General features: G+C 65.9%; 7 protein-coding genes and 1 pseudogene. 4 read left to right on the top strand and 4 right to left on the bottom strand.

Translation table 11 applies throughout. The features are described from left to right. Positions 1-40 precede the first annotated feature (40 nt). A pseudogene (locus ABID58_RS20465) lies at positions 41-2,625 on the top strand (EAL domain-containing protein). 122 nt (positions 2,626-2,747) lie between these two features. Here the strand turns inward: ABID58_RS20465 and ABID58_RS20460 are convergent. The 4 genes from ABID58_RS20460 to ABID58_RS20445 form a co-directional block, all read right to left on the bottom strand. Beyond that, on the bottom strand, positions 2,748-4,514 hold the full coding sequence (locus tag ABID58_RS20460) for a peptidoglycan-binding protein (protein ID WP_354034217.1): 1,767 nt from the start codon (positions 4,512-4,514) through the stop codon (positions 2,748-2,750). Between the two features lie 213 nt (positions 4,515-4,727). Further along, positions 4,728-5,132, bottom strand: coding sequence for a hypothetical protein (locus ABID58_RS20455; RefSeq protein ID WP_354034215.1), 405 nt, complete (start codon positions 5,130-5,132; stop codon positions 4,728-4,730). A 188-nt stretch (positions 5,133-5,320) separates the two neighbouring features. After that, positions 5,321-6,994, bottom strand: a complete 1,674-nt coding sequence (locus ABID58_RS20450; protein ID WP_354034213.1) for a serine hydrolase — start codon at positions 6,992-6,994, stop codon at positions 5,321-5,323. 123 nt (positions 6,995-7,117) lie between these two features. After that, positions 7,118-7,738, bottom strand: coding sequence for a TetR/AcrR family transcriptional regulator (locus ABID58_RS20445; RefSeq protein WP_354034211.1), 621 nt, complete (start codon positions 7,736-7,738; stop codon positions 7,118-7,120). A 130-nt stretch (positions 7,739-7,868) separates the two neighbouring features. Between ABID58_RS20445 and ABID58_RS20440 the strand changes: the two genes are divergently transcribed. The 3 genes from ABID58_RS20440 to ABID58_RS20430 all read left to right on the top strand — a co-directional run bounded on the left by ABID58_RS20440 (position 7,869) and on the right by ABID58_RS20430 (position 14,226). After that, positions 7,869-9,101 carry a cytochrome P450 gene (locus ABID58_RS20440; protein WP_354034210.1) on the top strand — a complete coding sequence of 411 codons (1,233 nt, stop codon included), beginning with the start codon at positions 7,869-7,871 and terminating at the stop codon, positions 9,099-9,101. Positions 9,102-9,245: 144 nt separating this feature from the next. Further along, on the top strand, positions 9,246-12,890 hold the full coding sequence (locus ABID58_RS20435; RefSeq protein WP_354034207.1) for an AsmA family protein: 3,645 nt from the start codon (positions 9,246-9,248) through the stop codon (positions 12,888-12,890). A 211-nt stretch (positions 12,891-13,101) separates the two neighbouring features. Then, positions 13,102-14,226: a DUF2336 domain-containing protein gene (locus ABID58_RS20430; protein WP_354034205.1), complete on the top strand. Its 1,125-nt coding sequence runs from the start codon at positions 13,102-13,104 to the stop codon at positions 14,224-14,226. Positions 14,227-14,246 lie beyond the last annotated feature (20 nt).

The following is a 14,246-nucleotide window of genomic DNA, read 5'->3' as shown; positions in this document are numbered from 1 at the left end:
GGCCGATTGCCGCATTTTCCTGATGCTGCCGAGCCCAACGATGTCCGCCTCCGATTGCCCAGTGACCGAAATGCCGGACGTGCTGCGCGCGGCGCTCGAATGCGCCGACGACGGCATCGTCATTGTCGATGGTGCGCATCGCGTCACGCACTTCAACGCCGGTGCCGAGCGGATATGGAAGCTCGCACGCGCCGATGTCCTCGGCCGCGATGCCGAAATTCTCGCGCTGAGATGCCTCCAGGCCGATCCGATCGCGGATTTTCGCGACGAGATCAGCCTGGTGCGGCGCGACGGCAGCCGGATCAAGGCGACGATCGCGCTGTCGTCGGCGACGATCGACGGCGCGCCCCGTCACATCGTGTTCGCGCGCGACGTCACGGCCGATGCCGAGCGTCGCGTCAGGATCGGGCTGCTCAACGCGGTCTCCGACCAGACCAATCGCGCGGTGATCATCACCGACGTCGAACAGAACATCCGCTACGTCAATTCGTCCTTCACGACGCTGTTCGGTTACACCAGCGAGGAAGCCGAGGGACGGCGCGCTGGCGAGCTCATCGCCGGCTGCCATACCAATCGCACCGGCATTGCAAAGCTGGTCAAGCGGCTCCTCGACGGAGGCCGGCGCGGCGAGGTTGAGACGCTGGTCTACACCAGGGACGGTGAGGAGATCTGGGTCTGCGCCCGGGTCGATGCCTTCCGCGACAAGAAGGGCCGCGTCAAGCACATCTTCGCGCTGCTCGAGGACATCACCGAGTCGCGGCAGCTGCGCTCGCTCCAGCAACTCATCACGGGCGCGCTGGCCGACGAGGTGCCGATCGCCGAGATCGCCGACCGGCTGTGCCGCCGCGTCGAAGAGATCGCGCCCGATGTCGTCTGCTCGCTGCTCCATGTCGATTCCGCCGGACTGATCCATCCGCTCGGCGGCCCGAGCCTGCCCGAGGATTATTCCCGTGCGCTCGACGGCATCCCGATCGGCCCCAATGTCGGCTCCTGCGGCACCGCCGCCTTCTACGGCGAGCCGGTGCTGGCTGAAGATCTCGACACCGATCCGCGCTGGCAGCCCTACAAGGCCATGCCGCTCGAAATCGGCCTGCGTGCCTGCTGGTCGACGCCGGTCAAGGCCAAGGACGGCCGCGTCATCGCCACCTTCGCCTTCTACTTCCGTGAGCCGCGGGCGCCGAGCAATTGGCACCGGCGCATCGTCGATGCCTGCGTCAACCTCGGCGCTTTCGCGATCGAGCGCAAGGAAGCGCGCGCCGAGATTGCGCGGCTCGCCTATCACGACATCCTCACCGGGCTGCCCAACCGCGCACAATTGCGGCACCTGATCACCACCGCGATCGATGCCTGTCCGACTGGCAGCCACGTTGCGCTCGCCTTCCTCGACGTCGATCATTTCAAGGACGTCAATGACACGCTCGTCACGCCGCGGGCGACGAGCTGCTGATTCAGCTCGCGCAGCGTTTGCGCGAGCAGATCGGGCCCGAGGACATGCTGGGCCGGCTCGGCGGCGACGAGTTCGTCATTCTGCTGCCGAACCGCAACGCCGAGAGCGCCGCGCGCGTCGCGGCCGACGTCGCCCAAGCGCTGGCCGCGCCGCTGCGGCTCGGATCGAAGCTGATGCCGATGTCGGCCAGCATCGGCATCAGCCTCTATCCCGACCATGCCACCGATATCGACACACTGATGCAGCAGGCCGACGCCGCCATGTACATGGCCAAGCAGGCGGGCCGATCGACCCATCGCATGTTCAGTGCTGAAATGAACGGATTGGCCGAGCAGCGGCTGGCGATGATCGCAGCACTCCGCCGCGCCATCGCCGACAATGCGCTGAGCCTCAGTTATCAGCCGCAGATCCGCAGTGGCGACGGCGCCATCCACGGCGTCGAGGCGCTGGCGCGCTGGCACGATGCGGAGCTCGGCGATGTCTCGCCGGCAAAATTCATTCCGCTTGCCGAAGAATGCGGCCTGATCGAGCAGATCGGCTTGTGGTCGGTGCGCGAGGCTTGCCGGCAGATGGCGAGCTGGCGTCGCGCCGGGCTCAACATTCCCTCCGTCTCGGTGAATCTGTCGCCGCTCAATTTCCGCAACGTCACCTTGGCCGCGCGGCTTGCCGACGTCCTCGCCGAATACCAGCTGCCGCCGGATGCCCTGATGCTGGAGATTACCGAAGGCACCTTCATGCAGGACGGCGCCGCCGCGCTCGAGACGATGCACGCGATTCGCGCGCTCGGCATCGGCCTGTCCGTGGATGATTTCGGCACCGGCTATTCGAGCCTCAGCCGCCTCGCGCAGCTGCCGATCCGCGAGCTCAAGATCGACCGCAGTTTCATGCGCGACATCGAGAAGGACGCCGGCGCACTCGCCATCGCCACCGCCGTGGTGCGCGTCGGCCAGGGCCTCGGCATGACCGTCGTCGCCGAAGGCGTCGAGACCGAAGGCCAGCGCAAGATGCTGGCCGAGCTTGGCTGCGACGTCGTGCAGGCCTTCCTCTATGCCCCCGCGCTCGCGCCGGGCGCCTTCGAGCGCTGGCTGATCGAGCATTGCGCCGCGCAGGCGAGGGCGATGCTCGGCCGGCTCGACGTCAAGCCGGCGGGAGTGCCCGCGGTGAAGCGGCTGGCTTAATCGCCTTTCGCCGCTCCGGACCGAATGAAAAAAGTTGCCCGCGGGCGCCGTGAGGATTTTTCGGTGAATGTTCGTGAGAGAGCCCCGCCAGAGGCGGGGCTCCGAGCGCGTTGCCGGCCGGATTATTTCTTGGCCGGCTGCTCTGACGTCGTCGAAGGCGGCGGGGCATTGTTCTGGTTGGTTTGTTCAGTTTGCGTGCTCTGGTTGGCGCTGGGTTGACTGGTGGACTGATTGTTGTCCTGGTTGTTGCTCTGATTGTTGCTCCGGGCCGGAGCCTGGCCCGTGGTCTGGCCCGACGGGCGATTCGTATTGGCCTCGCCCGAGTTTGCCGGTTGGTTCTGCTGAGCCTGGCCGGTTGTGGACGGCTGGTTCTGCGGAGCCTGACCCGTGGTCTGATTCTGCTGCACCGGCGCGTTGCTCTCGCCGGTGCCTTGCCCGGTCGTGTTCTGCGGCATCGACTGGTTGCTTCCGCCCTGGCCAACGGTCGTCGACTGGCCCTGGGTAGCGCTGATCTGGTTGGATACGCCAAGCGCAGCGACGGTGCGGGTATCGATCGAGCCGGTGGCCTGGAATCCTTCCTGTCTCTGGAAGGTCATCAGCGCACGGCGCGTATCGGGTCCGAGGACGCCGTCCGCTTCGCCGGACAGCATGCCGCGTTGAATCAGGACACGCTGAACGACGCGAATCTCGTCGGGGCTGAGATTCAGTGCAGCGACGCTGCTGCTGCCGCCGCTGGAGCTGCCGCGGTGGGCATAGTGCGTCCGCGGGCCCGCTGGAATAACGTCGACGATCCGGCGGCTGCGGTCGGTGACGACGATCTCGTCATTCACGACGAAGAAGCTGTCGTCGCGGTAGTCCGGATAGATGTCGATCAGCACGGGAAAAGCCGAGACCGAAACCACGGAAATGTTCCGCGGCACGACCACGCCGGCATCGACGCGGAAGTTGATCGCATTGTTGTTGACCCGCACGCGCTCGATATTGCGCGAGCTCAGCACCGACTGTTGCAGCTGCGTCTGCTGCTGTGCGTTCACCTGCACGCGGCCGGACAAGCTCTGGGTGGCCCCGCCCGCTGTCTGCGCCTGGGCGTTGGTCTGTCCTTGCGTGTTGGCGCCGGTCGTTGTGCCCTGAGCGTTCTGGCTCTGGGCGTTGCTGCCAGTGTTCGCGCCGGTGGTCGTCTTGCTCTGATCCTGCGCGTTCTTGTTCTGAGCATCGCTCCTGGTGTTCGCGCCGGTCGTGGTGGTGGTCTGACCCGGCTCATTCTTGCCTTGGGCATTCTTGCCCTGGGCATTCTTGTCTAGTGCGTTCTTGCCTTGCGCATTCTTGTTTTGCGCACTCTTATCCCGGGCATTGTCCCGGGCATTGGCGCCCGTGGTCGTGCTCTTGTTCTGCTCTGCGCCTTGCGACTGACGTGTGTGGTCGCGGTCGCTGCGGCTCTGTCCGACGGTCTGGTCCTTCTTTCCTCTCTTGTCGCTCTCGGACTTGGACTGATACGCGCGGTCGCGATCGCTGTGCGACTGACCGACCGTCTGCTCCTTGCCTTGCTTCTGGTGCTCGGATTGCGACTGACGCGAATTGTCGCGGTCGCGGCCCATGGTCTGCTTGTCGCCCTTGTCGGAGGCCCGGCTGCTCTCTTGCGCCGCAGAGGGCCCCTCGGCCCGGCCGCCGGCGCGGCCCTGCGTCATTCCTTGGTTGTGCGAGCCTTCGCTGTGCAAGGCGCCACCTGCACCGTGCGACGTCGCGCCGCTGGGGCGTTCCGCAGCACCACCAGCACCACCGCTGGCGCTGCCGCCGGCTCCTCCGCCTGCGCTCATTCCGCCGCCGGCTCCTTCACGCATGCCTTGCGCCGATCCTTGCACCGACGCCAGGCTGACGCCGGCCAGCAGCACCGCTGTAGTCAGCAGAAACTTGTTCTTTCCAATGGTCATCTCAATCTCCCTTCAATCTCCCTGGGTTTGCTCCTTGGGTTTGCCTGGTTGCTGTTGCGCGGCTTCGTCGCGCCGCGACCGCTCGTGCTCTCTCCGTCGAAGCCGGAGGCATCGACCTGGTATTTGATATCGGGGGCTCAGCGGCCGGCGCCGGCCCCATCTTGCCGCTTCACATCACCAACGATGGTAATAGAAGTGCCGTCGCGGGAACGGCGCGCCGTAATAGGCGAAGGCCGGACGCACGACGCGGCGATAGCGGTAGCCGTAATAGGCCGGGGCATAACCAGTGCTGTAGTAGGTCGTGGTGTAGCCGCCCCAGGAATACGGCTCGTAGCCGCCGTAGTACGCCGGTGCGTAATCGCCGTCGTAATAGCGGGGGTATCCGTAGTAGCCGTAATCCGGACCGTAGGCGTAAGCGGAAGAGGTCAGGCCGCTGAATAGCGCGCCTGCAATCAATCCGCCTGCCAGCGCTGGACCGAAGCCGCCATGCCAGCGGGCTTCCGCGGGCGTTGGCGCTGCCACGGCGCTCAAGCCGAGCGTGCCGACGGTTGCCAGAACCAGCGCGGTCTTCTTCATCATGTGCTTTCCTCCCGGTTGGTGTTGTAATGTCGTGCCAACATCAATGATGGGCAAAAGTTGCAAACGCACGTTCGCGAGAGCGCGCGTTCCGCTGTTCCGCGCTCATAGATCGCGTCGCGCTTGTTCCCCTGACTGCGACGGTTTAGCGCAGGCGAAAGGTCGCTGGCGTCCCCTCGAATCGGCAGGACTCAGCGATTGGCCGGTTCGGTCGTCGTATCCTGCTCGCGCTCGCCCTTCAGGACCTGTCCGTTCTGCCTGAGCGTCAATGCCACGATCTTGCCGCCGCTATCACGGGCAAAATCGATCTCCGCGCCGACCTGCTCCGCGACGAAGATATCCTGTTCGACCGGCGCGAGCTTGAGCGGCCGCTGGTTGGTCCCCTGCACATTGAGCCGCCCGTCCGCGACGAAGATGCGCAGCCCGAATTTCGGCGTCAGCGGATAGAGTCCGACATAGTCCGGGAGTTGCGCGTCGGTTGGCATCCACTTGCTCGCCGTCGCCGGAAGCGGATCAATGCGGTTGGCCTCGACTGCGCCTCCGCCCTGAAACCAGGTGAATCCATAGGTTCCGTCCGCTTTGCGCTTGGGCCGCAACACCGCGTCAAATCTGTGCGGATAGAAATCGCCGGCGCTGTCATAGCCCATCTCGAATTCGCTCTGGCCGTCGGCCTGGATGGTCAGGCCGCTGTCCTTGTGCCGCAATTCGATGCCGAGGCCGCCCCGCAGGCGATACTTGCCCACCAGCGCGTCGATCAGCTTGGCATCGGCTGTTGTCGCGGTGCGCGGTTCGCCGGCCGAGCGTGAGGGGTCCAGCAGATGCAATCCGAATTGTCCGAGGCCGCCGAGCGTGACCAGGGACGTATCGCTCAGCAGGACCACGGCGCGCTTCGCGTTACGATCGAATCCCACAAAGGACGAGTAGCCGCCGGTCGCACCTTCGTGGGTGGCGATGGTGTGTCGGTTCATGACGAGCAGATTCCAGTTCATGCCCATGCGGTGTCCGTCGACATACGCAACCTCTTGCTGTGTCAGCGTCAGCGCCGGCGTGATCGCGCTGTCGCGGGTGCCGAGCTCGCCTTCCATGTAGCGCAACATGTCCGCCAGTGTTGCGCGCACCCCTCCGACGCCGGCCATGTCGGGATGAAAATCCCAAGGCGGTGCGGCCTCGCCGTTGGGATAATGGCCTTGCGCCAGATGCACCTGCGGCGGGCGCGTGGCCACGTAGGTCTCGTTCATGCCGAGCGGACCGAGCAGGCGTTCGCGAAGCAGCGTCTCGTAATTCTTGCCCGCGCGTTTGGCGAGCGCATAGGACAGGACGATCATCGCGGGATTCGAGTATTCCCATTTCGAGCCCGGCTCGCGCGTCAGCTTGATCGCGGCCAGAATATCGAGCAAGTCGCGCTCGGTTGCGCCCGCATAGGGATTGCTGGGGTCCGGCGGGTGATAGTCGGGGAGGTTCGCAGGAATGCCCGACGTGTGCGTCACGATTTCGCCGACGGTGATCTCGTGGCCGTTGAACGACGGCACGCTTGTGCCCGGAGGCAAAAGCTTCGCGATGGGATCGTCGAGCGCGATGTCATGCGTTGCGATCAGCTCGGCGAGCAGCGCCGCGGTCATGGTCTTGGTGACGGAGCCGATTTCGAAGGCCGTGTGTTCGTCAAAGGAGCGCGCGGATTTGGGATCGGCGCAGACGTAAGCTGTCGCGACGATCCCGTTGTCGATCACGCCGGCCGCAACACAGGCGCCGGTACGATCGCCGCTGAAGCGCTGCGACAGCGCGGCCTTCAGATCGCTATCGCTGATGGCGAACGCGGGCGAGGTGCCGAGCACGACCGCCAAAACAAGCCAGAACCAGACCTTCATGGTGTCTCGCGACCTCGACTTGCAGGCATGCCGCCATCGCTTAATGCTACTGATCGTAACGCTAAAGTCGTGCGTTTTCAGCGTCAAGCTGTCCGCAACGCATAATACGGCCTCTCCTTTTATTTATGAGCTGCTGTCCGACGCCAGTCCCGTCCTGCGTCGCAAATCCGTGATCGCGCGCAAGAAGCTGTCGGCCGGCGTCGTGTCTGGATCGATCAGCCGGTGCAGGCGGAAGCCGTCCTCCAGCGCCAGCACGACGGAAGCCATCCAGGGCGGGTTCAGCGTGTCGCCCTTCGCGTTGTCCTTCAGTGTCGCCTCGACGATGTCGGCGATCAGCTTGCGCCGCGCGCGCAGGCGCTTGGCGAGCTCGGGCCGGCGCTTCTCGGCGCGCGCGACGAACAGGATCATCTCCATGTGCAGCAGCGGCGAGCGGCCGAGGGGATCCTGTCGGGTGCGGTCCATTGCCTTCAGCGCTGCAATGAAGTCGTCGAGATTGTTGTGTTGCGCAAGGATCTCCATGTTGCGCCGGATCGATTGCTCGACGTGGTCCTCGAGCATGGCGATGATCAATTCGTCCTTGCTTTTGAAGTTCGAATAGAACGCGCCGCGGGTGAAGCCGGCTTTCGCCGCGATCGCCTCGATGCTGGCGCCGCCGATGCCGTCTTGCTCGAACACCCGCGCTGCCGCCTCGAACAGCTTGTCGCGCGTGTCGTCCCTGGTCGGCCTGGTTCTCACCCTTGACATCGGGCCAGTTTAGGGCAGAATGCAACTCGATACAACAATGTATCGAGTTGAAAATTAACAGGGATGGTTACGCCGGGCGTGGGGCAGCCTCGCGTATTCGTGTCATGCGGCAACCGATGTGAGGTCCACCATGAACGAGCAAGTGCAAGGCGTCGCGAGCGATCCGCTGTTCAATCCGCTGGCGCCGGACTTCATCCGCAATCCCTATCCGTATTACGACCGGCTGCGCACGATCGATCCGATCCACGAGACGCCGTTCGGCCAGTTCGTCGCCAGCCGTCACGCCGACGTCAGCCTCGTCATGCGCGACAAGCGTTTCGGCAAGGATTTCGTCGAGCGCACGACGCGCCGCTATGGCCCCGAGATCATGAACGAGCCGGTGTTCCGCAGCATGAGCTACTGGATGCTGCAGGCCGATCCGCCCGACCACACCCGCCTGCGCGGCCTCGTCGTGAAGGCGTTCACCGCCCGCCGCGTCGAGGACATGCGGCCTCGCATTCAGGAGATCGTCGACCAGACCATCGACGCGGTGATCGACCGCGGCCACATGGACCTGATCGAGGATTTCGCGTTTCGCCTGCCGGTGACCATCATCTGCGACATGCTCGGCATCCCCGAAAAGGATCGCGAGGTCTTCTACAAGAGCTCACGCGACGGCGGACGGCTGCTCGATCCGGTGCCGATGACGCCCGAGGAGATCGCGAAGGGCAACGCCGCCAACATGATGGCGCAAATGTACTTCCAGCAGCTGTTCGAGTTGCGCCGCCGCAGTCCCGCCGACGATCTTACCACCCAACTGGTGCAGGCCGAGGAAGACGGCAACAAGCTCACCAACGAGGAACTGACGGCCAACATCATCCTGCTGTTCGGCGCCGGCCACGAGACCACCGTCAATCTGATCGGCAACGGCCTGCTGGCGCTCCATCGCAATCCCGACCAGCTCGCGCTCTTGAAGGCGCGGCCGGACCTGATCACCAACGCGATCGAGGAATTCTTGCGCTACGATTCGTCGGTGCAGATGACCGGGCGCGTCACGCTGGAGGAGATCGACGATCTCGGCGGCAAGCGGATCCCGAAGGGGGAGAGCGTGCTCTGCCTGCTCGGCTCGGCCAATCACGATCCCGCGGTCTATCCCGACCATCCTGACAGGCTCGACATCACCCGGCCGAACGTCCGGCCGCTGTCGTTCGGCGGCGGCATCCATTTCTGCCTGGGGGCCCAATTGGCGCGCATCGAGGCCGAGATCGCCATTGCGACGCTGCTGCGGCGGCTGCCCGATCTGCGCATCGACGACGTCGAGAACCCCGCATGGCGGCCGACCTTCGTGCTGCGGGGCCTGAAGCACCTGCCGGCGAGCTGGTGAGCCGGGGCGCGCATTAACCTCCGCGCGCAACAGTCGCTGTGACTTCGCCACACTTCCCCTTATATAGGGGCAGTTCCGGTGCGCCTGAAGCTTGGTTGTAGGCTTGGGTTTGACCCGGGTGCCGGCTTGGCCGAGGGGAGACCCGTGCAGACGACGCTGCTCGGATTGGCAATTGCCTTTATCTTAGCGCTGCTGGCCGCGCTGATCGGGCCTTATTTCGTCGACTGGAACCAGTTTCGGCCCCAGTTCGAGGCGGAAGCGACCCGGATTATCGGGGTGCCGGTGCGCGTGGCGGGCGAGCTCGATGCGCGGCTCTTGCCGGCGCCGACGCTGCGGCTGCGCTCGGTCAGCTTCGGCGGCAACAACGATCTCGGCCGGCTGCGTGCCGACAAGCTCGACGTCGAGTTCAGCCTGAGCTCGCTGATGCGCGGCGAGTGGCGCGCCACCGAGCTTTCGATCGGCGGCATGGCGGTGGATCTCGGCCTCGACGCCAAGGGCAAGGTTGAGTTGCCGTCTATCGCAAGCGGCACCTTCAATCTCGCTTCGCTCGCCATCGAGCGGCTGAACCTCACCGGCCGCATCGCGCTTCATGACGCTGCCAGCCGCTCGACGCTCGAGCTCAACGACATCGCTTTCTCCGGCGACGTGCGCTCGCTCGCGGGCTCGGTGCGGGGCGACGGCAATTTCACCGCCGCAGGCGTGCGCTACCCGTTCCGCGTCTCCTCCGGCCCGAGCCCCGACGGCAGCGCCACCCGTCTTCACCTCAACATCGATCCCGGCGAGCGTGCCATCCTGGCCGATCTCGAAGGCGTGCTTGCCTTCGACAACCGCCAGCCGAAATTCGACGGGGTGCTGACGCTGGCTGTGCCGCCGACGAAGAAGCCGGGCGAGGCGGGACCGACACCTTGGAAGCTCGCCGCGAAACTCAAGGCCGATCCGGCTGGCGCCAGGTTCGACCAGGTCGACGCGAGCTTTGGCCCCGAGGACACCGCGCTGAAGCTTGGCGGCGTCGGCGATCTCAGGTTTGGCGCCTCGCCGCTGCTGCGCGCGGTGCTGTCGGCGCGGCAGGTCGATGCTGACAAGCTCGCCGGCCGGAACGACGCCGAGCCGCTGCGCATCCTGCCGAGCTTGCGCGCCGCTCTCGCCGCGATCCCGCAGGCGCCGATCCCGGCGCAGATCGAGTTCAACTCCGACCAGATCATGCTGGGCGGCCGTCCGCTCCAGAACATCACGGCCGAGCTGCAGACCGACGGCCGGTCCTGGACCTTCCAGCGGCTCGAGCTGCGCGCGCCCGGCATGACGCAGTTGTCGCTCAACGGCGCCGCGCCCGGTGCCGACAGTTTTAGCGGCCACCTCAGCGTCGAGTCGTCCGATCCCGATACGCTGGTGGCCTGGCTCCAGGGCCGCAGCGAGGTCAACCGCCGCAGCACGCGGCCGCTGCGCCTTGCCGGCGACGTGACGATCGCCGCCAATCGTCTCGCCATCGACAAACTGAAAGCCGACATCGAAGGCGGCGCGGTCGAGGGCCGCATTGCCTTCGCGCAGACGGGCGCCAGCAAAGGCTCGCGGATCGATGCCGATCTCAAGGCCGACCGTCTCGATCTCGATGCCGCCGCGAGTTTTGTCCGCGCGTTCGCCGGGCCGCAGGGCGAATGGCCGGAGGAGGCTAAGCTTTCGCTTGATGTGGGGCGCGCGATCTCGGCCGGCCAGGAGTTGCGGCCGTTCGCGGCCAGGCTTGGCTACGGTCCGGCCTCGCTATCACTGGAGCAGTTGCGCTTCGGCCAGGCCAGCGGCGTGACCACGGAGGCGAGCGGCAGTTTCGATCGCACCAGGGCCACCGGCAAGCTCGCGCTGAAATCATCCGCCAATTCGCTGAGCGATCTCACCGCGCTGCTGGAGCCGATCGCGCCTGCGCTGCGTGCACGCTTCGACGCGATCGCACCGCTGCCGGGCGCGACGCGCCTGAAGCTCGACCTCAGCCTCGACAAGAACGCCGAACATGCCGATCGCAGCGAGGCCCGCGCCGTGCTCGACCTCGATGCGCCGCAGCTCAAGGCCACCGCGACGCTCGCCGCACAGCCGCCGGTGGCGGCGGTCAACGGCATCGACATCGAAAAATTGCGCAACAGCGACTTCACGCTGGAGTCGAAACTGTCATCGCCGCAGGCCGCTTCGCTGACGGCGCTGCTCGGTCTCGATCGCTTGGTCGCGGCAGGCGAGGGCGCCTCGCAGATCGAAGGCAGACTGAGCGGCGCGTGGCGCCGGCCGTTGCAACTGAACGCCAAAATCAGCGGCGGCGGGCTGGATGCGGATGCGCAAGGCAGCGTCGAATTGTCGGCGCCGGAGCCGAAGGCCAGCGTCAATCTGCGCGTGCGCAACGCCAATCTGGCGCCGCTGTTCCGGACCAGCCCGGCCGACAAATCGGCCCGGAACGTGAGCCTGTCCTCCCGCGTCGGGTTATCGGGCAATCGCCTGACATTCGACGATCTCGACGGCACCGCTTCCGGCTCGCATCTGCGCGGCCATCTCGTCATGACGCTCGATCAGGAGAAGAACGTTGACGGCGAGGTCGGGCTCGATACGCTCGATCTGGCGCCTGCGCTCGCGCTTGCCGTCGGCGCGGCCGGACGTGACGCGGGCGAACCGCTGAGTGCAGGTCTCGTCAGCGGCTGGCGCGGCCGCATCGCGTTCCAGGCCTTGCGTGGTAGCCTGCCTGGTGGAATCGAGATGCGTCCGTTCAGCGGCACGATCCGGAGCGACGGTCAGTCGCTCGCGCTCGATGCGCTCAAGGGCGGCGTCGGCGGTGGCGAGATGACGGCAAGTCTCGATGCACGCAATGGCGCCAACGGGCTGGCGCTGAACGCACGTCTCGATCTCACCAATGTCGACGCGGCCTCGCTGCGCTACCGCGATCTCGCTCTGCCCAAGGGACGCGCCTCGGTGCAGATGACGCTGACGAGCCAGGGCCGCAGCGTCTCGGCGCTGACCGGCGCGCTCGCCGGCAGCGGCACGGTGACGCTGGACGCGGCCGAGATCAGCGGGCTCAATCCGCGCGCCTTCGAGCTCGCCATCCGCGCCAGCGATGGCGGGCAGGTCTCCGACGACAACCGATTGCGTCAGCTCGTCGAGCCCGCATTGTCGGCCGCTCCCATCGCTGTCGCCTCGGCGCAGATCGCGTTCACGATCCGCGACGGCCGGCTGCGCGTCGGCGCAACGCCGCTGGAGGCGAAGAACGCGCGCGCCATCGTCTCCGGTGGTTACGACATTCCCGCCGACCAGGCCGACATCCGCGCCAGCCTGACGCCGATCATGACCGGTCTCTCCGGCGCGCCGCCGGAGATCCAGCTGTTTGCGGCAGGCCCGCCCGACAAGCTCAATCGCACCGTCGATCTCACGCCGCTATCGTCGTGGCTTGCGGTGCGCACGATCGATCGCGAGACGCGAAGGCTCGATGCCATCGAGCGCGGCGAGCCGCCGCCGGCGACCGCCGCGCTGCCGGCGCTGGTCTCGCCCGAGCCCGCGCCCGAGCCGGCGCTGACCGACGTGCCGATGCCCGGCCGCGATCCGCGCCGCCTGCCGCCGAAGGCAAAGGTTGAACCGAGGGTCGAGCCCAAGGTGGCACCGACGCCGAAGGCGCCGCTTGCCGCGCCTGCCGTGCCGAGCCCGCCGCTGGCAAGCCAGCAGGTCGCGCCCCTGCCGCCGCCGATCGACGTGCGGCCCGCCCCGGGCCCGCCGCCCGCAAAACCCCGGCCGAAGCCGCCGCTGGTCCTGACGCCGTCGAATCCGTAGGGGCGAGGCAGCTTGCGCGCGAGTAAACGCATTCGCTCGCATTTGAAGGAATTTTGCCCGGCAAAACTGATCTGCCGGTTTTACTGGATTCTCGCGTTTGATCCCTAGTGTTGGTTCCCAGAGGAATTCGGAGTCCTACCCGCACAAGCAGGACGGCTCGCCAAGAACTTAGATTCCAAGAACTTAGATTCCAAGAACTGGGGTTATCGAGATGAACGGGGCACCATCGCTTCTACAGGATCTGGACGACGCGATCGCGCGCGGCACCGATGAAAGCCGGGCGAAGGCGTTGTGGCACGCGACCGATCTTTTGATCACCGGTCGCTACGTCGACGACGAGATCAGCATGTTCGGTGAGGTCATCGGCCGGCTTGCCGACGAGATCGAGGTCGCCGCGCGGGCGCAGCTCTCCGAACTGATGGCGGGTTGCGATCATGCGCCGCTCAACGTCATCGAGAAGCTCGCCCTGGACGACGAGATCGAGGTCGCGGGTCCCGTGCTGCGCGACTCGACCCGGATCGACGAGAAGGTGTTGGTCGAGAGCGCCATGACCAAGGGCCAGGCGCATCTGCTCGCGATCGCCCAGCGCAATGCGATCGGCGAGGCCGTGACCGATGTGCTCGTCAAGCGTGGTAACCAGGAGGTTGTCACCTCGGTCGCCAGGAACGAGGGCGCGCGCTTCTCCGGCTCCGGCCTGCTGCACATGGTCCGGCGCGCCGAGGGCGATTCAATTCTTGCCGAGCAGCTCGGCCTGCGCAAGGACGTGCCGCGCCACATCTTCCAGCAGCTCATCTCAAAGGCGTCGGAGGACGTCCGCCGCCGGCTCGAGACCGAGCGCCCCGAGATGATGTCGCAGATCCAGAGCTCGGTGACCGGGGTCACCGGCGATCTGCAGTCCAAGTTCGGCCCGTCCTCGCGCAGCTATTTTGTCGCCAAGCGCGTGGTGACGACGCAGTACCGGCAGGGTAACCTCAACCAGGTCTCGATCTCGAACTATGCGCGCCAGCACCGTTTCGACGAGGTGCAGATCGGCCTGTCGCTGCTGTCGTCGCTGCCGGTCGACGTGATCGAGCGCGCGTTGATGGACCGCAACCGCGAGATGATCCTGGTGCTGTGCAAGGCGCTCGACTTCTCCTGGGACACGACGATGTCGCTGCTGTTCCTCGGCGCCAAGGATCATCTGATCACGGCGCGCGAGCTCCACGACAACGAGCGCGATTTCGGCCGGCTCAAGATCGAAACGTCACGCAGCATTCTGAAATTCTACCAGTCGCGCAAGAACAGCGCCGGCACCGATCCCGCGACGGGTCGTCAGCCCGAGCTCCAGGTTCACTGAACGGGACATCGAGGGAGTAT

Source organism: Bradyrhizobium sp. S3.2.6 (assembly GCF_040546885.1).
Taxonomy (GTDB): Bacteria; Pseudomonadota; Alphaproteobacteria; order Rhizobiales; family Xanthobacteraceae; genus Bradyrhizobium; species Bradyrhizobium cytisi.
The sequence above is the reverse complement of the archived record's forward strand: the minus strand, read 5'-3'. Positions and strand labels throughout refer to the sequence as shown.

What these genes read in the sequence shown, in the direction of transcription:
- ABID58_RS20455 (WP_354034215.1), bottom strand. Translation starts at nt 5,132, where the DNA reads ATGATGAAGAAGACCGCGCTGGTTCTGGCAACCGTCGGCACGCTCGGC.
- ABID58_RS20450 (WP_354034213.1), bottom strand. Translation starts at nt 6,994, where the DNA reads ATGAAGGTCTGGTTCTGGCTTGTTTTGGCGGTCGTGCTCGGCACCTCG.
- ABID58_RS20445 (WP_354034211.1), bottom strand. Translation starts at nt 7,738, where the DNA reads ATGTCAAGGGTGAGAACCAGGCCGACCAGGGACGACACGCGCGACAAG.
- ABID58_RS20440 (WP_354034210.1), top strand. Translation starts at nt 7,869, where the DNA reads ATGAACGAGCAAGTGCAAGGCGTCGCGAGCGATCCGCTGTTCAATCCG.
- ABID58_RS20430 (WP_354034205.1), top strand. Translation starts at nt 13,102, where the DNA reads ATGAACGGGGCACCATCGCTTCTACAGGATCTGGACGACGCGATCGCG.